The following is a 22,667-nucleotide window of genomic DNA, read 5'->3' on the forward strand; positions in this document are numbered from 1 at the left end:
CCCCACCACCCCCCCCCCCCCCCCCCCCCCCCCCCCCCCCCCCCCCCCCCCCCCCCTCCCTCTCTCTTTTTGGCCGGTCACCGCCTGCACATCCTCTGCAGTTGGGCGGTGTCCAGCAGGTTCACCGTCTGAAAGACCCCCTTGTAAAAGACGGCCCAGTTGTTGAACGCGCAGGGCAGCTCCTTGGCCTTTTGCAGGCTGTCCACCTGGATGAGGGACACCGGCAGGCCGTTCTCGCGGCAGTAGGCCTCCACCCGCTCCACGCTCCTCGCAACGTAGGGGCACTGCATGTCGTAGTAGACGGTCAGCTCCTCGCCCTCGATGCGCTCCCTCTTGGCGTTCGGCGCAAAGGAGGGCGCCGTCCCGTCAAAGGAGAGGGCCAGCAACTCGTACCCGCTGGCGGTGGTGTCCACCACCTCAAAGCCAAACCCCTTGGCGAAGGCCTGGTCGGAGAGCCAGGACTTCTGCTTGCTCGCCCCGAGCATGCAGACGCCGGAGCGCCCCCTTTGCCGGGCGTCCGCCAGGCAGTACTCCATCAGGGCGCGCCCGTACCCCTTGCCCCGGTGGGCGCCGGTGACCCACAGGCAGTACAGGTAGTCGTAGTTTTCGCCGATCACCGGGACCCAGGCCGTCTCCAGGGGCGCGTACTCGATGAAGACGGTGGCCTTTGCCTCGTCCAGCTTGCGAAAGACGTGCCCCTCCTTCAGCCGCTGTGCGAGCCACTGCCGCTTTGCCTCCACCCCCGGGTGGACCACCTTGCTGCGAATGATGCAGCACAGGTGTTCGTCGGCGAGGTTTTCCTCCGTCAAGTTGATAAAACGCCCTTCCATCTGCGCCCCTCCCCCTTCTCTCACCGGCCCACCCTCCTTCGGGCGGGCCGGTCTCTTTTGACCAGAATAGCACATCTGCCCGCCCTCCTCAACCCGACTCTCCCCCTTTTTCGACAGGGCGCGCAGACAGGCCGGTGCCCTGTGCGCGATTTTATGGTATAATGGTTTTTGTATAGCCGTGGAGCAGGGGCCACCGGGCAGACACACAAATCGCTTCTGCCCCCGCCCCATGGCCAACACCGCTGCGCACTTTGCACTTGCAGACTTCTCTGTCCCAGCGCGCCCGCGGATCCGGGGCGGCCGTGAAGCCGGGACAGCCGGGCAGTTGCGCAAACCGCATTTGCTCCCTGTCCCAAGGCCAATCCCACTCCGCGCTTGGCACTTGTGGTATAATGGCCTTAAATGACCTTAAACAAACTTTGCTGGCTTTCCCGCCCCGGGGCAGATGGGACTGTTCCCCCCCTGCTCCCCTCGCGGGGGCGGCCTCCCTCCCCGCAGGGAGGAGCGCCGCCAAGGGCCATTCTCTTTCCCGCCCCCGCGACCAGTCTCTTTTTGGGGGGCGCACATCACCGGGCCCCGGCCCGCCACAATGGGGTATTGACTGAAATGTTAAAGAAAAACGACGAACTGGAACTGCTCATCACCGGCACCACCCACGACGGCAGCGGGGTGGGCCGGCATGAGGGCTTTGCCCTCTTTGTGCCCGGTGCCATCGAGGGGGAGCGGGTGCAGGTGCGGGTGCTCAAGCTGCTGAAAAACTACGGCTTTGCCCGGCTGCTGGTGGTGCTGGAGCCCAGCCCCGACCGGATCGACAGCGACTGCTCCCTCTGGCCCCGCTGCGGGGGGTGTGTCTACCGGCAGATGACCTACCGCAAGGAGCTGTCCATCAAGACGGCGGCGGTGGAGAGCTGCCTGAAAAAGGGGGCGGGGATGGAGCGCACCCTCCCCCCCTGCCTGCCCAGCCCCCGGCGGGAGGGGTACCGCAACAAGTGCCAGCTCCCGGTCGGCCTCGACCGGGAGGGACGGGTGGTCTGCGGCTATTACGGCAAAAACAGCCACCGCATCGTCCCCCTGCAGAGCTGTTCCCTACACCCCCCCGTCTTTGACCGGATCGCCGCTTGCTTCTGCCGCTTTTTAGAGAGCCACAAGATTTCGGTCTACAGCGAGGAAAACCAGCGCGGGCTGGTGCGCCACCTCTGCCTGCGCCTGGCCCAAAAGACCGGGCAGATCATGGTGACGGTGGTCATCAACGGGGAGCGGCTGCCCCACAGCGGCCAGCTGGTGGACGCCCTCACCCGCCAGTTCCCCGACATCCGCAGCATCTATCTCAACCACAACCGCCGGGCCACCAACGTGATCATGGGGCAGGCGTGCACCCTCCTCTGGGGAGAGGAGCGGATCGTGGACGAGCTCTGCGGCATCCGCCTTGCCCTCTCCCCCCTCTCCTTCTACCAGGTCAACCGGGACGCGGCGGAGACCCTCTACACCCTCGCCGCCAAGATGGCCCAGCTGAGCCGGGAGGACGTCCTCCTCGACCTCTACTGCGGGGTGGGCTCTATCGGCCTGACCATGGCCGGCCAGGTCAAAGAGGTGTACGGGGTGGAGGTCGTCCCCGCCGCGGTGGAGGACGCCCGGAAAAACGCCGCCCTAAACGGCATCGAAAACGCCCAGTTTTTCTGCGGCGACTGCAAAGAGGCGGTGGACTACTTTGCCCAAAACGGCATCTCCCCCACCGCGGTGGTCCTGGACCCGCCCCGCAAGGGCTGCGATGTCCACGTCATCGACGAGGTGGCCCGTCTCGCCCCCGACCGGGTGGTGATGATCTCCTGCAATCCGGCCACCATGGCCCGGGACGTGGCCCTCTTTGCCGAGCGGGGCTATACCGCCCAGCAGATACAGCCGGTGGACCTCTTCCCCCGCACCGCCCACGTCGAGACGGTGGTGCTGTTGACCCAAAACAGCCAGGGGGCAAAATAGGGGTTTCTCCAGCTGTCCACCGCCTCGCTCCACCCGCGACCGATCCACCGCCAAACGAAGGGGGCCCGCCCCCTTCGTTTTTTGTATCTCCGCACAGTCCAGTCGGATTGCGCCAGCGCGCCCGGCGCAGGTGGGAAAGCGGGTCATCCCATCGCCCTTGGGCTTTTCTCCCACTGGGAAAAGTCTCTTTGAAGGGGCCTTTCCCCCTCTCCCCGCCAGCAGCGGGGGCGCTGGCGCTCAAAATTCCGGCCTGGTTTTTAGCCCCTTTCCCGCAGTAAAAAAATTCCCCTCTTTCGCGGTGCAATGACTCCAAAACGCTAGAGCTTATGGTATAATTTAAAGGCGAGATAAAAGTGCGCCGACACCTCTGCGCGCACCATCCATTTCAGCAAATACCAGAGCGCGGAATTTACAAAGCGAGGGAACGTTATGAAGTCACTGCGGAAACTATGCACCGGGGCGTCAGCGGTCGCGCTGTCGCTTCTCATCTTTGCCGGCACTGTGCCGCTGCACACCTTTGCGTCAGACCCCGTGCAGGTCTCTGTCACATCCCAGGTGCAGGCAGAGTACCGTGTCCCCACGGGGACCGCTCTCGAGGAGATCGGCCTGCCCGACTCTCTGCAAATTGCCCCGAAAACCGAGGGCGGCGCGGCCCCAAACACCGCGCCGGAAGAGGCCGCCCCCAACAGCGGCACAGCGGCCGGGGTGACATGGGTGGGGGACTACGACCCGAACACAGCGGGGACCTACCGCCTGACCGCCGCCTTTCTGAACGGCGCCTACACCGCCGACAATATGCCGGCGGTGACGGTGATTTCCAGCGCTCCCCAAAAAACAGGCGCCGCTTTGCCGCGCGCCGCCGACCCCATCGAGGAGGCGACCCTGGAAGTCGACGGCCTCACCTTCACCTTTACCCTGTATCCCGACACCGGCGAGGCGACCCTGACGGATGTGTCCGAACCGGTCGCAGAGGGGACAGCCGTCGCGGTGCCCGACACGGTGCCTTACGGCGGCGCCTCCTACCGGGTGACCGATGTCTTCTGGGCGAAAAACCCGGTGTTTAATTCCAGCTCCCGCCGCAACAATGTGGGGAGCGTCGTTCTGCCGGACACAATGACGACGGTCAACCAGCAGTCGTTCCGAAAATTCCCCAATGTGACGGCCGTCACCATTCCCGGCTCCATCGCCGTCTTCGATGGCAGCTTTCAGTCCTGCGCCAAGCTGGAGGCGCTCACCTTTCAGGAGGGGGTGGAAGAGATCGCCTCCAACCTCATGGTGAGCGGCTGTACCAGCCTGAAGCAGATCTCTCTGCCCAGCACGCTGAAGCTCCTCTCCCGGCCGGGGACCTTCTCAAGGGCCACGGCGCTGACGAGCATCGCCCTGCCGGACGGGTTGAAACTGGGCGAGGGCTCGACCTTTTCGGGCTGCACCTCTCTGAAAGAGGTGCGCCTCCCCGCCTCCGTCGACACCATCCCCTCCAACACCTTCAGCGACTGCACAAAGTTGACAGCTGTCACGGCAGAGGGGGCCATCACCTCCATCGGTTCGAGCGCCTTTTATGACTGCGCCGCCCTCACCGCCATCCCGAGTTTGTCTGCGGTGACCTTCATCGACAGCTACGCCTTTAGCGGGTGCGATCAACTCGCCCAGGCGGTCGACCTGTCCCAGGTGAGCGCGCTGGGCAGCTACGCTTTTTACGAGTGCTACAACCTCACCTGCGCGCTCGATTTGTCAAAGCTGACCGCCATCCCCGACAAGGCGTTTAGCTACAGCGGCATCTCCTCGGTCAAATTGAGCGACCAGCTGACCTCTATCGGCGTCTGGGCTTTTTTGTACACCGACCTCACAGAGATAGACCTCCCCAGCTCTCTCGCCTCCATCGGCAGCTATGCATTTTGGAAATGCTCCTCCCTGGAAACCGTCGTCCTGCCCGACTCGGTGACCTCGCTGGGAGAAAATACCTTCCAGGGGTGCACCGCCCTGCGCACAGCATATATCGGCAGCGGCGTGGAGACGGTCCCCTCTTCGGTTTTTGCCGACGACACCAGTTTGCAGACGGTCACCTTTAACGCCAGCGCCGACGACGTGACCGTGACCGCCGGGGCCATCCCCGACGGGGTGGAGGTGATCTACCTGGTCAAGTCCATCGGCGACGTGGGCGAGACCATCCGCGACGGGGCCGACGCGCCGACGCTGCAGCAGGCCATCGACGGCGCCCCCGCCGGGGAAGAGACCACCCTCCTCATCCAAAAGGACATCAAGCTCGACCAGGCGGTGACGGTGCCCGCAGGCAAAAAGATCCGCCTGCGCGCCGAGGGGGAAAACGGCTACACCATTACCGCCAACCAGGCCAATGCCCTGACCGACCTCATCGCCGTGGAGAGCGGCGCCACCCTGACCCTGTCGGGCAAACTCAAACTAAGCGGCCACTATCTGACAAGCGCCTACGGCCGCGGCACCATCGTCGACAGGGGCGCGCTGGTCGTGGAGGAGGGCGTCACCATCTCCGACTACAACATCAGCTCGTTCAACTCCGGCGCTGTTTTGGTCACAGGCGAGGGCGCAACCTTTGAAATGAACGGCGGTTTGATCGCCAAGAACAGGATCGTCGACGCGCAGATCGCGGGCGCTGTCCTGCTCCTCGACCGCGCCGAATTTGTCATGAATGGCGGCCGGATCGCGGCCAACCAGTGCTCCGGCGGCAACGCATTCCTGACCTCCTCCGGCGTGATGGTCACCGTCGGCTGCACCTTCTCCCTGCAGGGCGGGGAGATCAGCGAAAACACCGGTTACCGCGGAAGCGCCGTCTTCGCCTATTCCGACAGCGCCGCTTCCAGGGCGACTTTCCGGATGACGGGCGGCACCATCAGCGGCAACAAGACCGCCGCCTACGGCCAGCTGACCTCCTCCGGCGCGGTGTTCATCCAAGACGCGGCCGACTTTTCAATGGAGGGCGGCGCCATCAGCGACAACACCGGCGGCAATGGGGCCGGCGTCTGCGTGGTGGACTCGGGGGTGCAATCCCACACCGCCCAGTACAAGACCTCCTTTGTCATGGACGGGGGCGTCATCTCCGGCAACCGGGCGGTCAACGGGATCAACGCCTCCGGCGGCGGCATCTATTCGTTCAGCAACTTCGTCGTCCTGAACGCGGGCATCATCAGCGGCAACTCGGCTGTACAGGGCGGCGGGATGTACAGCGAGGGCAACACCTCCAGCTACAGCACCATGGCCCTGAACAACGCCGTCATCACCGAGAACACCGCCACTTCCCTCGGCGGCGGCATGTGGTTTTGCCAAACCGGCGAAGCGGTGGTCAATGTCAAAAACGGCGGGGCGATATACGCCAACACAGCCGGTGGGGCGGGAGATGATTTTGTCATCGCCACTGTGAACGGCTCCACCGACCAGCACAATGCGACCCTCTCCAAGCGGCTGCTCGGCGGCGGCGCCGTCTCTTGGTACCGGGATGGCGGCGTCTACGTCCCCTCCCCCACGGCGATCACCTCGGTCAGCGCCTCTGTGCCCCGCTATGACCCGGAGAGCGGCGACAGCGAGCCCCTGGCAGTGGAAAACTCCAGCGAAAATCTGGCGCTGAAAGCCGTCGTCACCCCCGGCGCGTCGGCACTCGCAAACCGCAGCGCAAAGCTGTTCATCGTCGGCAACAAGGCGACGCGCGGCGGCGGGATCGGGGCCAACGGCGGCGTCGTGGTGGGCGAATACGACCCCTCATACCTCAAGACCATCACCGTGAAAAAAGTGTGGTCCCCCGCCTCCGCCATATCGTCAGACAGGGTGAAGATCCAGGTGCTGGCAAACGGGTATGCCCTGGATTCGGTGACCCTCACCGCGCAAAACGACTGGACGGGGGTGCTCGCGCACGTCCCCGCCGACCTGACCGACATCGCGGTAAAGGAAGAGGCCGTTTCCGGCTTCCAGATGAGCTACACCGTCGAGCGGGGCCAAGACGGGAACTGGCTGATCGTCGTGACCAACGCCCAAACGCCCTCAGGCGGCGAGACCCTGCTGCCGGCCAGCTACGCCGTCGCCGTGGAAAAACTCCTCGACGGCGCCCCAGCCGAGGACGGCGCCTTTCAGTTCGCGCTGAAAGACGCGTCGGGAAACACCCTTCAAGTAAAGGGCAACGCCGGGAAAGACGTGCTCTTTGCCCCCCTCTCCTTTGACCGTGCGGGCGTCTATACCTACTCTGTCGAAGAGATCGGGGGCGACGCCGACGCCGTCGAATACGACGCGTCTGTGTACACCCTCACCCTCACCATCGGCGAGGGGCAAGGGAGGTATGTTGTCTCCTCTGCGGTGTGGTCCCTGGACGGCCGCCCCCTCTCGGAGACGCCGGTCTTCAAAAACTGCACCAAGAAGGGTGCGGACGGCGAAACCGCAGCGCCCGACTCCCCCGACGCCCCCTCTGCGCCGGCCGCGCCGTCTGAAACGGGCGACAGCAGCCGCGCCGGACTGTGGCTCCCCCTGCTCGCCCTCTCGGCCACAGGGCTGGCGGCCGCCGGCATCCGGTCCAAAAAGGCTCAGCGCGGAGGCAGGCGATACCGCCGGTGAGGGGCCCTTTGCAGCTGGGGAAACTCCGTCCAAAAATTGGGGGGAAAATTAGATGAACGCCATCAAAGCGCGGGCCAAGCAGCTAAAGACCGACATTCCGGCCGTCTTTATCGCCCTTAAAGACAGGGAGACCCCCCTTTCTCGCCAGGGCGCTCGCCGCCCTGACGGTGGGCTATGCCCTGTCGCCCATCGACCTCATTCCGGACTTCATCCCGGTGCTCGGGTATCTGGACGACCTCCTCCTGCTGCCGGCCCTGGTGGCCCTGACGGTCCACTGCATCCCGGCCGACGTCTGGGCGCGGAGCAGGGAGCGGTCGGCAGAGGTCTGGCGGGGCGGAAAGCCCAAAAGGTGGTACTGCGCCCTTCCCGTCCTCCTGTTCTGGCTCCTCATCGCCTGGCTCGTCGTCAAGGCGGTGTGGCGCTAGGACTTTTTTCCACCGATCCCCGCCCCGCCAAGTGGGCAGAGAGGAGACTTTTATGAAACTTCTGTTCCGACAGCGCTTTTTCTCCTGGTTTGACAGCTACGACATCTACGACGAGTGGGGCGCCTCCCTCTTCACCGCAAAGGGGCAGCTCTCCTGGGGGCACCGGCTGGAAATTTACGACACCCAAGACCGATATCTGGGGCAGGTCAAGGAGGAGGTGCTCACCTTTCTCCCCCGCTTCGCCCTCTATCTGGGAGAGCACTGCATCGGCCAAATCAAGCGGGAGTTCACCCTCTTTCGCCCCTCCTACACCCTCGACTGCAATGGCTGGCGGGTGGAGGGGGACTGGCTGGGCTGGAACTACCAGGTGCTGGACGCCGCCGGGCGGGAGATCGCCCGGGTCTACAAAGAGCCGCTGCACTGGACCGACACCTATGTCATCGAGGTGGCCGAGCAGGGGAACGCGCTGCTGGCCCTGATGATCGTGCTGGCCATCGACGCGGCCAACTGCTCAAACGGGTGATGCCGCCCGGCATTTCCAAAACACTTCTTTTCAAAGGAGGGCCCTCCACCATGTCTCTCAAAAAAACCGCGTCCCTGCTGTGCGCCGCCCTGCTCCTCTTCACGGCCACCGGCTGCCAGAAGCAGGAGGGGACGGTGAAGGATCCCGTTGCCTCGATCGATTTTCAGCGCCCTGCCGCCCTCCTTCTAGAACTGGACAACAGCAAACCGGTCAAGCTGACCGCCAAGTGCCCCGGCAGTGCCAGCCTCTCGGCGGAGGACTTTCAGTGGGTCTCCACCAACCCGGACGTGTTGGCGGTGGCGATGGACGATACCTTTGTAAATCTCGTCAAAGGGGTGGCCACCCCCAAGGAGCCGGGCCTGGCGGAAGTCTACTGCCAGAGCGCCGACGGGAAAGTGCAGAGCCAGCCCCAACTCTTCAAGGTAGTGCAGAGCAAACAGGAGGTGGCCGCCGACGAGGACAGCTGTACCGTCACCGCCCTGCAGTTTGCCGACTCCGAGGCCAGGTGGTTTTCCAGCGACACGGCGGGCCGCTCCGCCTCTGTCACCCTCCAATACGAGGCGGCCTTCCGCGAGGACTACCCCTACATCCAGCTGGAGAGTTCCCACCCCGAAGTCGCCGCCGCCTCTCTCCCCCAAAAACCCGTCCCTCTTCTCTCCGGCACGGGATATCGCCTCTCGGTCGAGCTGCAGATCCTGCAGGACGGCGAGACCGAGATCACCGCCCGCACCCCCGGCGGCGAGGTCGTGAGCATCCCCCTGAAAATCGTGGTCGGCAACAGCTATAACCCCGCCTCCATTGCGAAGAGCGACCTCAACGCCTACCTGTTGAGCCACGTCCACTACCCCTCCAAGGGAGAATACGTGGTCAAGGGCGCCCGTCCCTCCTACATTCGCAAAGACCACCTCGTCCTGCGCTATCGCTACGTCGGCCAGGGGAGCTCCGTCACCTTCACCGACTTTGCCGTCGGCGAAGACGGCCGGGTGCTGGCCGACGGCTATATCAGCACCTTCAACGAGTCGGGCCAGGCGGCGCGCTGCGTCTTCTCTCTGGAGGTGCAGTACAGCGAGGACTGGAAGGGCTACGACATCCTCAAGGAGGAGTACAGCGACCCCGACCTCGTCACCGGCGTCGGCGACTGAGTGCCCCCGCCCTCTCTGAAGTCCAAATCCCCTCTCCCCCGGCGACAATGTCCACAAAATGCCCCCAAAACAGCTGTTCTTTTTGGTTCAGCTGTTTTTTTGTTCCCCGTTTTCCTGTATAATGGATTTATCTATTTGGTCAAGACAAAGGAGGACTCCCGCCATGCGCACCGAACAGGAGATGTACCGTCTCATCCTCGATACCGCCCAAAGCGACCCGCGCGTCCGCCTAGTGGCCCTCAACGGCTCCCGCGCCAACCCGCAGGCCCCCCGCGACGCCTTTCAGGACTTCGACGTGGTCTACTTCGTCACCGACATGGCCCCTTTCCTGGCCGACCCCAGCTGGATCGACGTATTCGGCGAGCGGGTCATCCTGCAGACCCCGGAGGACGGCGTCCTCTTCCCCCCTTCCCTCGGGGGCGCCTACACCTACTTGATGCTCTTTGCCGACGGCAACCGCATCGACCTGATGCTGCGCACCCTGGACATGCTGGAGGACTATCTCCAAGAGGACACCCAGACCGTCATCCTGCTGGACAAAGACGGCCGCTGCCCTCCCCTGCCCCCGCCGAGCGACCGCTGCCACTGGGTCGTGCGCCCCAGCCAGGCGGAGTTCTGGGCCTGCTGCAACGAGTTCTGGTGGCTCTCCCCCTACGTGCTCAAGGGCATCTGCCGGGGGGAGATCCTCTACGCCGCCGAACACCTGCACGCCCTGCAGGGCGAACTGGTGCGGATGCTCAGCTGGCAGGTGGGCTGTCAGACCGGCTTTTCAGTGAGTGTCGGCAAGTGCGGCAAGTACCTGGAACAATACTTTCCCCCCGAGACCTGGCAGGCCCTGCTGGCGACCTGCCGCTGTGACAGCTACCCCGCCTGCCGCCGGTCCCTCTTTGATTTGGGCCGCCTCTTCTCCCGGGCCGCAAGGGCGGTGGCCGCCGCCCTCGGCTACCTCTACCGGGAAGAGGAGGAGCGGCGGGTCACCGCGTACCTGAACCGCCTCCTGGACAGACCTGCCGGGTGACCCGTTCCCGGCCGGCCGCCATCCGAGCACCTCAAACAAGAAGTGGGAGCGTGTGATCATGCAACAGTGCAATCGGGGGCAGGGCCCCCTCTACCAGCTATACGAGGGGTTTTTGGCCCTGCGCCCCCTCTTTTCAAGCGATTCCAGCCCCCGACAGCGGGTGTGCTGCCTGGCTGAATTTGTGGGGCACTCTGTCCCGGTCTGCCGGGTGGCCTTTCTGCGGCTCGACAGCGCCCAAAAGCCCGCGGAGGCGGCCTTCTGGGGCGAGTCGCAGGAGCGGTGGGAGCGTTTTTATCCCCTCTTTCTCGAGCGCTATCTCCCCCCGCTGATCGACGCCTTTACCCGCGGGCAGCCGCCGGAGGACAGCGCGGTAGAGGAAATGGTGCGGGACATCCTCGGCGACCAGACGCCCCCCTACTCCCCCACCCTACTCCCCATCGAGCGGGAGGGCGCCCTCCTGGGCTTTCTCTACCTCGGCAAGGCGCGGGAAAAGGGCACCTGGACCGAGGGGGAACGGGCGGCCCTCGGATCGCTGGCCGACATCCTCTCCCTCTTCTTTGCCCAACAGGGGCGGATGGACGACATCCGCCTGCAATCCTTCATCTTCGGCGCTCTGATGGACAGTTTGGAGGCCAACATCTACATCACCGACCCCCAGACCGACCGCATCCTCTACATGAACCGCACCATGAAAGAGGCGTTCTCCCTGAAAGAGCCGGAGGGGATGATCTGTTGGCAGGTGCTCCAGTCCGACCAGGAGGGCCGCTGCAAGTTCTGCCCGGTGCAGCTGTTGCTGCAAGACCCCTCGGACAATCCCTCCTGCGTCTGGGAAGAGCACAACAGCTGCACCGGCCGCACCTACCAAAATTACGACAGCCTGGTGCAGTGGGTCGACGGCTCCCGGGTACACCTGCAGCAGTCGATGGACATCACCGAGCGCAAGGCCCTCTTCCAGGCCGCCTCCATCGACGAATTGACGGGGGTGCGCAACCGCCGCTCGGGCAAAAAGGCGCTGGTGCAGTCCATCTGGGCAGCGCAGCGGGCCGCCCTTCCCCTGGTGGTGGGCTTTTACGACGTCAACTCCCTCAAGCAGATCAACGACCGGTACGGCCACCTGGAGGGCGACCGCGCCCTGCAGCTGACCGCCCAGGCCGTCACCTCCCAGCTGGACAGCGCCGACTACGCCTTTCGCCTCAGCGGGGACGAATTCTGCCTGGTGTTCTGGAACAGCGACGAGGCCGCCGCCCGGGCCAAGATCGAGGCGGCCAAGGACGCGCTGTCCGCCCTGGCGGAGGAGAACGGACTCCCCTACCAGCCCGATTTCTGCTACGGGCTGGTGCAGGTGCCGCTGGACGAGGGGCTGGGGGCGGACGAACTCCTGTCCCGCGCCGACGAGCAGATGTACCGGCAGAAACGGCTGTTGCACATCCAGCGGGCGGAGGAGCGGGCCGCCGTCGGCGAGACCGACGAGTCTGTCGAGGCCTTCACCTACGACAAGGACCGCCTCTACGACGCCCTGGTGCAGAGCACCGACGACTACGTCTATGTCTGCAACATGAAGACCGGCACCTTCCGCTACCCCCCGGCCATGGTGGAGGAGTTCGACCTCCCCTGCGAGGTGGTGAAGAATGCCGCCGCCGTCTGGGGCAGCCGCATCCACCCCCACGACAAACAGGCCTTTTTGGAGTCCAACCAGGAGATCGAGGACGGCCGCACCAGCTGCCACAACATCGAGTACCGGGCCAAAAACCGCCGCGGCGAGTGGGTGTGGATGCGCTGCCGCGGCCACGTGGAGCGGGACGAGCAGGGGGAACCCGTCCTCTTTGCCGGCACCATCGCCAACCTGGGGCGCAAAAACAAGATCGACCACGTGACCGGGCTGCTCAACAAGTTTGTCTTTGAGGAGGACGTCAACCACTTTTTGCAGGAGCGGCCGGACCAGAGCCTGAGCGTGATGGTCCTCGGCCTCGACGAGTTCAAGCGGGTCAACGACCTCTACGATCGGGTCTTTGGGGACGAGGTGCTGCGGATCACCTCCCAAAAGATCCAGACCTTTCTCCCCTCCAACGCCACCGTCTACCGGCTGGACGGCGACGAGTTCGGGGTGATTTTCAGCGGGGGCGGCCGCGCGGGGCCGGAGCAGTTTTACAGCGCCCTGCGAGACATCTTCTCCCGCCAGCAGGAGTTCTCCGGCCGCAGGTACTACTGCACCCTCTCGGCCGGCTCCGCCTTCTACCCCGACGACGGGAACAACTACCTGGACCTCTTCAAGTACGCCTCCTATTCCCTGGAACACGCCAAGGCGCGGGGGAAAAACCAGCTGGTCCCCTTCTCCCCCTCCATACTCCTCTCCAAAGAGCGCAGCCTCGACTTGATCGAGCACCTGCGCACCAGCGTCGAGCGGGACTTTGAGGGCTTCTCCCTGGCCTTTCAGCCCCAGGTGGACGCCCGCACCGGCGCCCTTTGCGGGGCCGAGGCGCTGGCCCGCTGGCAGTGCGCCGACTACGGCCCCGTCGGCCCCAGCGAGTTCATCCCCCTCCTGGAGGAGAGCGGGCTCATCCACCCGGTGGGCCGATGGATCTTCGCCAGCGCCGTCCGCACCTGTGCCCAGTGGGTCGACCGCTTCCCCGACTTCTCCCTCAGCATCAACCTCTCCTACCTGCAGCTGTCCCAGCCGGACTTTCTCCCCTTTCTCCGCCAGACCCTGCTGGACATGGGGGTGGACCCCGCCCACATCGTCTTGGAGCTGACCGAGACCTACATCGCCTCCAGCGCGGACGCCATGTCCCAGACCTTTGAGGAGATCCGGAAGACGGGTATCCGCCTGGCCATGGACGACTTCGGGACCGGCTACTCCTCCCTCAACATCCTCAAGCGGGCGCCGGCGGACATCGTCAAAATCGACCGGGACTTTGTCAAGGGGATCCAAAACAGCCGCTTCGACGCCACCTTCATCCGCTTCATCGTCGCCCTCTGCCACGACGTGGGCATCCACGTCTGCCTGGAGGGGGTCGAGACCCAGGAGGAGTACCAGATCGTCCGCCCCATGGGGCTGGACACCATCCAGGGCTTTTACTTCGCCCGCCCCATGGCCCAGCAGGACTTTGAGCGCTGGGCCGAGAGCGGCCGGCAGCAGCCCGACAACTGACCGCACAAAAGGAGGTCCTCCCCTTGTTCCCACTCTCGGTGTCCCTGCCGGCGCTGGCCGCCGCCCTCACCCTGGCGATTTTGGACGGGTGCGGGCGCATCGACCTCTGTCGGCGCTGGGTGCTGGCCCTCGCCCTGCCGGCGCTGCCGCACCTGCCGCTGCTCCTCTTTCTGCTCTGGGGGTGGGCCGCTCCGCCCCTATCTAAGGGGTTCGCCCTGGCCGCCCTCCTTCTCCTCTGGCTCTACGGGGCCGTCCGCCTCAGCGCCTTCCCCACCCGCGCGCGGCGAGATGGGGAGACGGTCCGGCTGCGGGTCCTCTGGGACGGGCGGTTTCTCACCATGGCGGGCATCTACGCCCTGCTGGCGCAGATCCCCATCTGGCTTTTCTACCCCCGGCTGGCCCGGCGGTTTTCCCTCCCCTGGCCGCTGGTGGCGGCGGACATTGCCGTCTCCCTCCTCCTGGCCGCGGCGCTCTGCGCAAACGGGGTGCTGCGGATCCTCTGCACCTCCAAATGGCTCAACCTGGTGCGCCGGGTGGTGGTCATCCTCCTCCTCCCCCTGCCGGTGATCGGCCTCTTCGCGGCCTGGTACCTCTGCCGGCAGGCCCGGTTTGAGTACGACCACGGCTGTCTCATGGAGGGGGTGCGCCGGGTGCGGGCCGAGTCCGACCTCTGCGCCACCCGCTACCCCATCCTCCTTCTGCACGGGGTGGGCTTTCGCGACCTGCGGCACTTCTGTTACTGGGGGCGCATCCCCAAGGAGCTCACCCGGCTGGGGGCCCGCCTCTACTACGGCAACCAGGAGGCCTGGGGGACGGTGGAGCAAAACGCCGCCGACATCCGCCGGCGGGTGCTCTCCATCCTGGCGGAGACCGGCAGCGAAAAGGTCAACATCATCGCCCACTCCAAGGGCGGGTTGGACGCCCGCTACATGATCAGCTGCCTGGGGATGGGGGCGCAGGTGGCCTCCCTGACCACCGTCTCCACCCCCCACCGGGGCTCCCAGGTCATCGACCGGCTGGTGAAGATGCCCGACGGCCTCTACCGCGCCCTGGCGCGGGCAGTCGACCGGGTGTTCGCCAGACTGGGCGACACACACCCCGACTTCTACACCGCCAGCCGGGAGTTCACCACCGCCTACGCCGCCCACCTGGCCCAAATCGCCCCCGACTGTCCCGGCGTCTACTACCAGAGCTGCGCCTCGGTGATGAAGGGGGCCCTCAGCGACATGGTCCTCGCCTTTCCCTACTGTGTGGTCAAGGCGGCAGAGGGGCCCAACGACGGGCTGGTGTCGGTCCCCTCGGCGGTCTGGGGCAACTTTTTGGGGGTCTTTCGCGCCGCCGGCTACCGGGGCATCTCCCACGGGGACGTCATCGACCTGCGGCGGGACGACTACCGCGGCTTCGACGTGCGGGAAGAGTACGTCAAACTGGTGGCCCGCCTGCGGGAGATGGGCTTTTGAAATTTTATGTAGAGAGGGCGGGTCCTTTTGGAAAGGGCCTGCCCTTTCTTTTCCCCGGCGCTTTTGATTTTGCCGGTTTTGGTGTATACTCATAGCGAAGAACACAATGATTTGGGAGGAACTGCCATGAAAGCGAGGATGATCCCTCAGGAGATCGCTCTCCTCTACCATTTGGGAAAGGGCACGCCCCGGGGCCGCCGGGTGCAGGAGGTACTTGGCGACCTGGGCATCCCCTGCCGGGAGCTGGGGCCGGACGACCTCTGCCAGACCATCGGCTGGTGTGCCGGGCTGGCGGGATACCAGCCCGCAGAGCCGCCCGCCCAGCCCCCCGCCCCGGTGCGGGAGGAGGCCATCCTGCTGGGGGGCCTGACCAAGGACCGGCTCGACCACCTGCTGGCCCAGCTGAAGGAGAGCGAACTGACCATCGAGCTCAAGGCGGTCATCACCCCCTACAACCGGGAGTGGACCCTCGCCAAACTCTTTTCTGAACTGCAGGAGGAGCACCGCTTTTTTCTGCGGATCCAGCGCCTCACCCAGCTGACCGAACAGGCCGAGGCCCGGGCCGACGGGGACGCCGAACTGCGCGCCGCCGCCCTGGAGGGCCGCCGGATCTTGGAGGCCGACAAGGCCCCCGAACCCCTGACCCTGCAAAACGCCATCGAGGGGCTGGAAGCGGCCCTCTCCCGGCTGTGACCCATCCCGAGGGACTGGCCCGGCGCCTCTGCCGAGAGGAGCTGGGCCGGTCCCTTCTCGCCGTCGAGGAGATCTGCGGCCTGGGCAGCGTCAACCGGGTCTTTGCGCTGCGCCTCGCCGGGGGCGAAAAGCTGCTCCTGCGGCTGCGGCCGGGGGCCCTCAGGGAGTACCAAAAGGAAGTCTGGTGCCTGCGCGCCGCCGAGGCGGCGGGCCTGCCGGTCCCCCGCCCCCTCCTCTGCGGGGCGGAAGAGGACACCGCCTACCTGGTGGAACAGTTTGTGGAGGGGCGGCCCGGCACCACCCTCTCGGGGGAGGAGGCCCTCTCCCTCTGGCGGGAACTGGGGCGTTTCGCCCGGGCGCTGCACCAAATCCCGGTGCAGGGCTTTGGGCTGGAGTGGGCGGGGGACAACCGCTTTTGCGACTCCTTCTCCCCCACTCTGGAGCGGCAGATCGCCTACAACCTCTCCTGCCTGGCAGAGGGCGACCCGGTGCTCGCGCTGGGCGGCTATCCCCGCTCGGCACAGGGGTCGATCCGCCGTCTGTGGGCGGGGCTGGACCCCCGCCGCATCCCCCTGGGGCTCTGCCACGGGGACCTGTCGCCCCGCAACCTCCTCTGTGGGCCAGGCGGCGCCACCCTGGTGGACTTCGGCTGCGCCGCGGTCCACGCCTGCCCCGACTACGAGGTCTCCTCCCTGGAGCGCCACTCGGGCGACCAGTGGCAGGCCTTTTTGGAGGGCTACGGCTGGAGCGAAGCCCGCTGGGCAGCCCACCGCCCCCGCTACGCGGCCCTTCTCCTGTTGCGGCGGGTGGACACCCTGCGCTGGTACTTGGGCACCCTCCCCCCGGGGGAGATCGACCGCCAAGACCCCCGGCTGCAAGACCATCTGTCGCAGCTGCGGGCGGCCCTCGAGACAGCCGCCCCCTATCTGGACTGACCCCCTCTGGCCGCGATTTTTCGGCCAGCAGGGGGCCGCATGCACACCGAAGGCAGCACGGAGAGCAAGACCACCAATGAAGTGGCGCGCACCAGCCCGAAAAGGGCGTTACATAGGTCTACCCCTGTGAGGGCGTTGAACTCGATTTGCCGCCTCCCCCCTGCCGCGGGCATAAAAAGCGACGGCCATCGGCAATCCAGGGCACCCGCTCGCGCCATCCCTCTCCAGAGAGCGCCTTCCTTTTCCCTCCCTCGGCACCTCCCTTGCAGAAAACCTCGCTCCAAACATTCTACCCCCCAGCAGAACCAGGCGATAACAGAAAGCCCTATGCCAAAGCAATTTCTCCCTCAGCAGAACTCGAAGGCGGCACCCCCCTGCCAAAGCAACTTGCCCTCCGGCAAAAGCAGGGAGCAGCAGAAGCTCCCCGCCAAAACAACTCGTCCTCCCAGCAGAACTAAGGAACAGCAGAAAATCCCATGCCAAAGCAACGCGTCCCCCTCGGCAAAACCAGTGGCCCTCAAAAAGCCCCAAACCAAAGCCGCCTGCCCCCCACCAAAACCAGGGTGCGGCCGCTAAAGCGATAAAGAGGAACGGCCTGTCGCCCCAGAGCGGCAGGCCGTTCCTCTCCTCATCCGGGCGGGGCCTTTCTCACCGCCCCCGCCCAAAGACGGCAGGCAGGCGCACCCCCCTTTTCGCGCCCCGCTGAAAATGCCGGTCAAAACCGCCCCGCCTGTCCCCCTTGCGGTGGCCGCCCCGTCACGAGTAGAGCAGCAGCCCGGCCACCCCGCTCGCCAGCATGACGAGCATGGGGTTTGGCTTCCACCTTCGCAAAACCAGAAGGGCGATCGAAAAGATGGCCAGGGCCGTCCCATTCAAGAGGGAGAAGGCGTCGGAAATGGGCACCGACTGCGCCCCCCAAAGCGCCGTCAGGACGATCGTCGCCGCCGCCGAAACGATCAGCCCCAAAGAGGCCGACTTCAGCCCGTTCAACACCTCAAACACGTAGATCGAGCTCTGGTGCCTTTGAAAAAAGCGGTGCAGCAGCAGGCAGATGACGATGCCGCAGAGGACGCAGCCGACCGTCGCTGCAACGGCCCCGGCGATCCCCCCCACCTGCAGCCCGACAAAGGTCGAGGTATTGACGGCCAGGGGCCCCGGCGTCATCTGGGAAATGGTGATGATGTTGGTGAACATTTTGGAGCTGATCCAGCCGGAATTCGCCACCACCTGCTCGCGGATCAGGGGGATGATCGCGTACCCGCCCCCAATGCTGAACAGGCCGATTTTGAGAAAGGTCCAAAACAGCTGCAAAACCGCGCTCACTGCACTCCCCTCCTCTTCCAGACAGCCCGCGCAATGCAGAGCAGGCAGCAGGCAAGTAGTATGTAGACGGCGCCGATTTGAAAGACAAAGTTTGCCAAAAAGGCAACCGGGATCATGGCGGTCAAAAAGGCGGACTTCTCCTTCACGATCATGGCGCACATGTCCACGATCAGGTCCACCATCAGCGCCGCCACCCCCGCCTCCATCCCCTTCAGCACGGCGGCCACCACCGCGTTGGCGATGAAAACCCTGTAAAAGGCGGACACGGCCCCAAGGATGAGGAGCGGGGGGAGGATGGCCGCAACACAGCTGACCAGCACCCCCCCCAAACCGGCCACCTGGTAGCCCGCCAGCGCCGAAAGGTTGATGGCGATCGCCCCGGGCGAGGACTGGGCAATGGCGGCCATGCTCATCAGCTCCTCCTCTGTAAAACACCGCTTTTTCTGCACAAAATACCGGCGCACCATCGGCACGACGATGTAGCCCCCTCCAAATGTAAAGGCGCTGATGAACAGATTGACGCCAAACAGCCAGGCGTAGGTCCTTGTCCTTTGCTTCAAAAAAATCATCCTTTCTCGCGACGCGCAGCACACGAGAACTATAGCACTTGTTTTGCAATCTGTAAAATGATATAATTTTGTGCATTCAATCGTTTTTACTCATGTGTAGGGAGGGAGATCATGAACCTTCGCCACCTGGAAATCGTCGAGGCAGTCGCAGAGACCGGCTCCTTTACGGGGGCCGCCAAAAAGCTGTTCATCACCCAGTCGGCCGTTTCACACGCCGTGGCGGAGTTGGAGGCGCAGGCGGGAACGGCCCTTTTTGACCGCCTGCCCAAAGGGGTGTCCATCACCCCCTGCGGCCGCTCTCTCTTAGAGGAATCGCGGGGCATCCTGATCGCCTGCCGGAACCTGGACAGGCGAATGGCCCATCTGGAGGAGGATACCCCCCTCCACATCGTCTCCAGCATCACCATCGCCACCTCTCTGCTCCCCGCCATCCTGGAGCGGTTTTTAGGGACATACCCCCACCTAAAGGTCTCCGCCAGGGTGGTGAGTGCGGACGCCGTCATCGACGTTTTGCGCCACGGGGATGCCGACATCGCCTTCTGGGAAGGCCCGGCCCCCAGAGAGGGGTTCGCCATCATCCCCCTGGGCTCCTACCGGCTGAAAGCCGCCTGTTCCCCCCGTCTCTCCCTCCCCCGACAGCCCCTCTCCCTGCCGCAGCTCTGCCGGTACCCGCTGCTCCTGCGGGAGCGGGGAAGCGCCATCCGCGACACCTTTGACCGCCTCCTGGCGGCGGAAAGCCTCGCGGCAGAGCCCACCTGGGAGAGCGTCAACTCCCTCGCCCTGGTGAAGGCGGCGGAGGCGGGGCTCGGCGTCGCGGTCCTCCCGGAAAACCTCCTCTCGGAACCGGTGTCGGCCGGGCGGCTCCAAGAAATCGAACTGCGCGCCGCGGCGATGGAAAACCAGATGTTTGCCATGTTTCACCAAAACCAGTACCTCACCAAGCCCCTCCAACTCCTGCTGGACACCGTCCAAAATTGCCTCGCCCTCGACTCGCCGGGCCTGTAAAGGCCCTTCCCTTTTCTCTCCCATTATCCTCCCCCTCGCCTTTACCCCCTCTCCTGCCGCTTGCCCCTTGCCCCGCCTCCGACCCGCACGCAAAACAGCACCGCCGGGCGCTCGAAGAGGCGGCCCAACCGGGGCGATCTCCCCTTTTCCTGCGCACCGCTGCCGGCGGCGAGGGGATTGGTCTCCAACCGCTAAACCCCAAATTGAGCGGGCTTTTCTTTTTTCTGCCCTTTTTTCGCCGTTTGTGGTAAAATGGAAAATGTGTATCCGTCGAACAATCAAACGGCGCTCCCTTTCGCCCTCGCGCCCCGCATCCCATGGCGAAAAGGAGCGGTTTGTCCCGGGCCGCTGCGCCCAGGGGAAAGGAGGACTGCGTCCATGCAGACCAAAGAAGCCATCGTCTTTCCCGACTACCCCAACAGCCTGTTGGGGGCCATCTCCTCCGTCCTGCGCCACTACGGGGTGCAGGACACCCACGCCACCCTGCCCGAACTGGACCGGGCCCTGCAAAACGGCCCCCGCAACGTGGTCTTTATGATTTTTGACGGCCTGGGGGTCGACATGCTCGAACACAACTTGGCCCCCGACGACTTCTTTCGCCGCCACCTGTGCCGGGAGCTGACCTCGGTCTATCCCTCCACCACCGCGGCGGCCACCACCACCTACAACTCCGGCCTCTCCCCGCTGGAACACGGCAGCCTCGGCTGGTCGCTCTATTTCAAGGAGTACTGCCGCTGCATCGACATCTTCCCCAACCAGGACAGCTTCTCCGGGGAGGAGATCGCCGGCGGCCGGGCAAACGACCGCTTCCTCTCCTACAAGACCATCTACGAGCGGATCGCCGAGGCCGGCAGCGGGGTGCACACCTACAACCTGCAGCCCTCCTTCATCCCCTTCCGGGAGGGTCCCCACACCCTGGTGCACGCCGACGACGTGCAGACCTACTGCGACACCATCGCCGAGATCTGCCAAAACGGCCAGCAAAACTTCGTCTACGCCTACTGGTTCGAGCCCGACTCCACCATGCACAAACAGGGCTGCTACACCGACGGCGTCAAGGAGATGGTCCGCCGCTTCAGCGCCCAGGTCGAGGCCATGTGCGCCCAGTTGGAGGACACCCTCCTCATCGTCTCGGCCGACCACGGCCTGCGGAATGTGGAGCCCCAGCCGGTCTACCTCAACGAGATCGAGGAGCTGGCCGAATGCCTGCTCCTCCCCCCCTCGATGGACGCCCGGGCCGCCTCCCTCTTTGTCCGCCCCGACCGAAAGGCCGACTTCCCCGCCCTCTTCCAAAAGCACCTGGGGGCGGATTTTCTCCTCCTCACCCGGGAGGAGGCCTTTGCCCGCCAGCTCTTTGGGCCGGGCGCGCCCCACCCCAAATCGCTGGATTTTGTGGGCGACTTTGTGGCCTGCGCCGTGGGGGACCGCTACCTCAAATACCGCACCCCCAACGCGCCGGGCAAGGGCCACCTCTACTTCGGCCACCACGCCGGCCTCACCGCCCCGGAGATGGTCATCCCCCTCATCCTCTGCGAAATGCCCTAGCCCGCCCTCCCCACAACCGTAAAAAAAGGAGCCTATCCATGCCAAAACCCATCCCGAAAAAAGGCGGACAAGCCCGCCGCAAAGGGCCTGTGCCCCACCCAAAAGGGCGACCAAATCCCCTGCAAAAGGGAAAGCCCGCCCCCGCAAAGGAGGGCCGCCAAGAGCTGCCCACCCAGGTCCTCACCTGTACCCGGCTGGACAGCCGGGGCCGGGGGCTCTGCCTCTGCCGCGGGCGGGAGATCACCGTCGCCGGTCTCCTCCCGGGGGAGGTGGCCGAGGTGGCCCTTTCCCGCCGCTTCGGCGAGTACACCGGCGAGGTGCGCGCCCTGAAAAAGGCCGCCCCCCTGCGGCAAAAGCCCCCCTGCCCCTACGCCGACCGCTGCGGCGGCTGCCAGCTGCTGCAACTGCAGTACGAGGGGCAGCTGGCCGAAAAGGGTTCCCGGGCCGAGGCGCTGCTGGGCCGCTTTGGGCCGGTGGCGCCCATCCTCCCCGCGCCCGACCCGCTGGGCTACCGCTGCAAGGCCCATCTGGCCGCCGGCAGGGACCGGGGCGGCCGGCCGGTCACCGGCATCTATCAGGAGCACAGCCACCGGCTGGTGCCGGTCAAGCACTGCCTGCTCCACCACCCCCTGGCCGACCGGATCATCGCCACCGTGCGGGAGCTGATGAAGCCCTTTAAAATCGCCCCCTTCGACGAGGATACCGGCGAGGGCTTCCTGCGCCACATCCTGGTGCGGGTGGGACAGCAGACCGGCGAGGCGATGGTGGTGCTGGTGGCGGCCTACACCCTCTTTCCCGGGCAGGGGGGCTTTGTCCGCGCCCTGCGGGAGCGCCACCCGGAAATCAAGACGGTGGTCCTCAACGTCAACAACCGGGAGACCAGCGCCGTGCTCGGGGAGTACGAAAAAGTGCTCTACGGCCCGGGCTTTATCGAGGACGCCCTCTGCGGGATGCGCTTTCGCATCTCCCCCCGCTCCTTCTTCCAGGTCAACCCCCGCCAGACCGAGCGGCTCTACACCGCGGCGGTGGAGATGGCCGGTCTCACCGGCAGCGAGTCGGTGGTGGACGCCTACTGCGGCATCGGCACCATCGGGCTGCTCGCGGCCGGGCGGGCAAAGCAGGTGCTGGGCATTGAGCGCAACCGGGACGCAGTGCGCGACGCCATCGGCAACGCCCGCAAAAACGGGGTCAAAAACGCCCGCTTCGTCGCCGCCGACGCCGGGGAGTACCTGGTGCAGATGGCGGAGGATGGGCAGCGGGCCGACGTGGTCTTTATGGACCCCGCCCGCGCCGGCAGCACCCCCGACTTTTTGGAGGCGCTGGCCGCCATCGCCCCCTCCAAGATCGTCTACATCTCCTGCAACCCCGAGACCCAGCAGCGGGACGTGGACGCCCTCTGCCGCGCCGGCTACCGGGTGAGCCGCATCCAGCCGGTGGACATGTTCCCCCAGACGGCGCACCTGGAGTGCATCTGCCTGCTGGAGCGGTAAGGGAATCGCCGG

16 protein-coding genes are annotated in these 22,667 nt (G+C 65.2%); 13 read left to right on the forward strand and 3 right to left on the reverse strand.

What is annotated here, in order from left to right; genetic code table 11:
- Nucleotides 1–77 precede the first annotated feature (77 nt).
- A complete protein-coding gene (locus ACTNAU_RS11110) occupies nt 78–830 on the reverse strand; it encodes a GNAT family N-acetyltransferase (protein ID WP_441098459.1) in 753 nt (250 codons plus the stop codon).
- Nucleotides 831–1,436: 606 nt separating this feature from the next.
- Between ACTNAU_RS11110 and rlmD (ACTNAU_RS11115) the strand changes: the two genes are divergently transcribed.
- From rlmD (ACTNAU_RS11115) to ACTNAU_RS11160, 10 genes are all read left to right on the forward strand, one after another.
- Entirely contained in the window at nt 1,437–2,807 is a 1,371-nt protein-coding gene (gene rlmD / locus ACTNAU_RS11115; protein WP_441098460.1) for a 23S rRNA (uracil(1939)-C(5))-methyltransferase RlmD, read from the forward strand.
- 429 nt (nt 2,808–3,236) lie between these two features.
- The gene (locus tag ACTNAU_RS11120) at nt 3,237–7,379 is read left to right on the forward strand and encodes a leucine-rich repeat protein (RefSeq protein ID WP_441098461.1); all 4,143 of its coding nucleotides are present in this window, start codon (nt 3,237–3,239) and stop codon (nt 7,377–7,379) included.
- 167 nt (nt 7,380–7,546) lie between these two features.
- Nucleotides 7,547–7,804: a DUF1232 domain-containing protein gene (locus ACTNAU_RS11125; RefSeq protein ID WP_441098462.1), complete on the forward strand. Its 258-nt coding sequence runs from the start codon at nt 7,547–7,549 to the stop codon at nt 7,802–7,804.
- A gap of 52 nt (nt 7,805–7,856) precedes the next feature.
- Nucleotides 7,857–8,327, forward strand: coding sequence for an LURP-one-related/scramblase family protein (locus ACTNAU_RS11130; protein ID WP_441098463.1), 471 nt, complete (start codon nt 7,857–7,859; stop codon nt 8,325–8,327).
- Between the two features lie 50 nt (nt 8,328–8,377).
- A complete protein-coding gene (locus ACTNAU_RS11135) occupies nt 8,378–9,469 on the forward strand; it encodes a hypothetical protein (protein WP_441098464.1) in 1,092 nt (363 codons plus the stop codon).
- A 163-nt stretch (nt 9,470–9,632) separates the two neighbouring features.
- Nucleotides 9,633–10,487, forward strand: coding sequence for an aminoglycoside 6-adenylyltransferase (locus ACTNAU_RS11140; protein ID WP_441098465.1), 855 nt, complete (start codon nt 9,633–9,635; stop codon nt 10,485–10,487).
- Nucleotides 10,488–10,545: 58 nt separating this feature from the next.
- A complete protein-coding gene (locus tag ACTNAU_RS11145; protein WP_441098466.1) occupies nt 10,546–13,635 on the forward strand; it encodes an EAL domain-containing protein in 3,090 nt (1,029 codons plus the stop codon).
- A 23-nt stretch (nt 13,636–13,658) separates the two neighbouring features.
- Entirely contained in the window at nt 13,659–15,095 is a 1,437-nt protein-coding gene (locus tag ACTNAU_RS11150) for an esterase/lipase family protein (RefSeq protein ID WP_243164291.1), read from the forward strand.
- Nucleotides 15,096–15,221: 126 nt separating this feature from the next.
- On the forward strand, nt 15,222–15,788 hold the full coding sequence (locus ACTNAU_RS11155; RefSeq protein ID WP_185915271.1) for a DUF3783 domain-containing protein: 567 nt from the start codon (nt 15,222–15,224) through the stop codon (nt 15,786–15,788).
- Nucleotides 15,785–16,723, forward strand: a complete 939-nt coding sequence (locus ACTNAU_RS11160; RefSeq protein WP_441098467.1) for a phosphotransferase family protein — start codon at nt 15,785–15,787, stop codon at nt 16,721–16,723. Before ACTNAU_RS11155 ends, ACTNAU_RS11160 begins: the two co-directional genes overlap by 4 nt.
- 756 nt (nt 16,724–17,479) lie before the next feature.
- Here the strand turns inward: ACTNAU_RS11160 and ACTNAU_RS11165 are convergent.
- Together ACTNAU_RS11165 and ACTNAU_RS11170 are read right to left on the reverse strand one after the other, a co-directional pair.
- The gene (locus ACTNAU_RS11165; protein ID WP_441098468.1) at nt 17,480–18,046 is read right to left on the reverse strand and encodes a chromate transporter; all 567 of its coding nucleotides are present in this window, start codon (nt 18,044–18,046) and stop codon (nt 17,480–17,482) included.
- Nucleotides 18,043–18,615, reverse strand: a complete 573-nt coding sequence (locus ACTNAU_RS11170; RefSeq protein ID WP_059005000.1) for a chromate transporter — start codon at nt 18,613–18,615, stop codon at nt 18,043–18,045. Before ACTNAU_RS11170 ends, ACTNAU_RS11165 begins: the two co-directional genes overlap by 4 nt.
- A gap of 111 nt (nt 18,616–18,726) precedes the next feature.
- Between ACTNAU_RS11170 and ACTNAU_RS11175 the strand changes: the two genes are divergently transcribed.
- The 3 genes from ACTNAU_RS11175 to rlmD (ACTNAU_RS11185) all read left to right on the forward strand — a co-directional run bounded on the left by ACTNAU_RS11175 (nt 18,727) and on the right by rlmD (ACTNAU_RS11185) (nt 22,655).
- Nucleotides 18,727–19,620 carry a LysR family transcriptional regulator gene (locus ACTNAU_RS11175; RefSeq protein ID WP_441098469.1) on the forward strand — a complete coding sequence of 298 codons (894 nt, stop codon included), beginning with the start codon at nt 18,727–18,729 and terminating at the stop codon, nt 19,618–19,620.
- 378 nt (nt 19,621–19,998) lie between these two features.
- Nucleotides 19,999–21,165, forward strand: a complete 1,167-nt coding sequence (locus ACTNAU_RS11180; protein WP_441098470.1) for an alkaline phosphatase family protein — start codon at nt 19,999–20,001, stop codon at nt 21,163–21,165.
- A gap of 89 nt (nt 21,166–21,254) precedes the next feature.
- Entirely contained in the window at nt 21,255–22,655 is a 1,401-nt protein-coding gene (gene rlmD, locus ACTNAU_RS11185) for a 23S rRNA (uracil(1939)-C(5))-methyltransferase RlmD (RefSeq protein ID WP_441098471.1), read from the forward strand.
- Nucleotides 22,656–22,667 lie beyond the last annotated feature (12 nt).

Source organism: Bittarella sp. HCP28S3_D9 (assembly GCF_052065655.1).
Taxonomy (GTDB): Bacteria; Bacillota; Clostridia; order Oscillospirales; family Ruminococcaceae; genus Bittarella; species Bittarella massiliensis.

Coding starts and splice junctions, on each gene's coding strand:
- ACTNAU_RS11110 (WP_441098459.1), bottom strand. CDS start 830: ATGGAAGGGCGTTTTATCAACTTGACGGAGGAAAACCTCGCCGACGAA.
- rlmD (WP_441098460.1), top strand. CDS start 1,437: ATGTTAAAGAAAAACGACGAACTGGAACTGCTCATCACCGGCACCACC.
- ACTNAU_RS11120 (WP_441098461.1), top strand. CDS start 3,237: ATGAAGTCACTGCGGAAACTATGCACCGGGGCGTCAGCGGTCGCGCTG.
- ACTNAU_RS11130 (WP_441098463.1), top strand. CDS start 7,857: ATGAAACTTCTGTTCCGACAGCGCTTTTTCTCCTGGTTTGACAGCTAC.
- ACTNAU_RS11135 (WP_441098464.1), top strand. CDS start 8,378: ATGTCTCTCAAAAAAACCGCGTCCCTGCTGTGCGCCGCCCTGCTCCTC.
- ACTNAU_RS11140 (WP_441098465.1), top strand. CDS start 9,633: ATGCGCACCGAACAGGAGATGTACCGTCTCATCCTCGATACCGCCCAA.
- ACTNAU_RS11145 (WP_441098466.1), top strand. CDS start 10,546: ATGCAACAGTGCAATCGGGGGCAGGGCCCCCTCTACCAGCTATACGAG.
- ACTNAU_RS11155 (WP_185915271.1), top strand. CDS start 15,222: ATGAAAGCGAGGATGATCCCTCAGGAGATCGCTCTCCTCTACCATTTG.
- ACTNAU_RS11170 (WP_059005000.1), bottom strand. CDS start 18,615: ATGATTTTTTTGAAGCAAAGGACAAGGACCTACGCCTGGCTGTTTGGC.
- ACTNAU_RS11175 (WP_441098469.1), top strand. CDS start 18,727: ATGAACCTTCGCCACCTGGAAATCGTCGAGGCAGTCGCAGAGACCGGC.
- ACTNAU_RS11180 (WP_441098470.1), top strand. CDS start 19,999: ATGCAGACCAAAGAAGCCATCGTCTTTCCCGACTACCCCAACAGCCTG.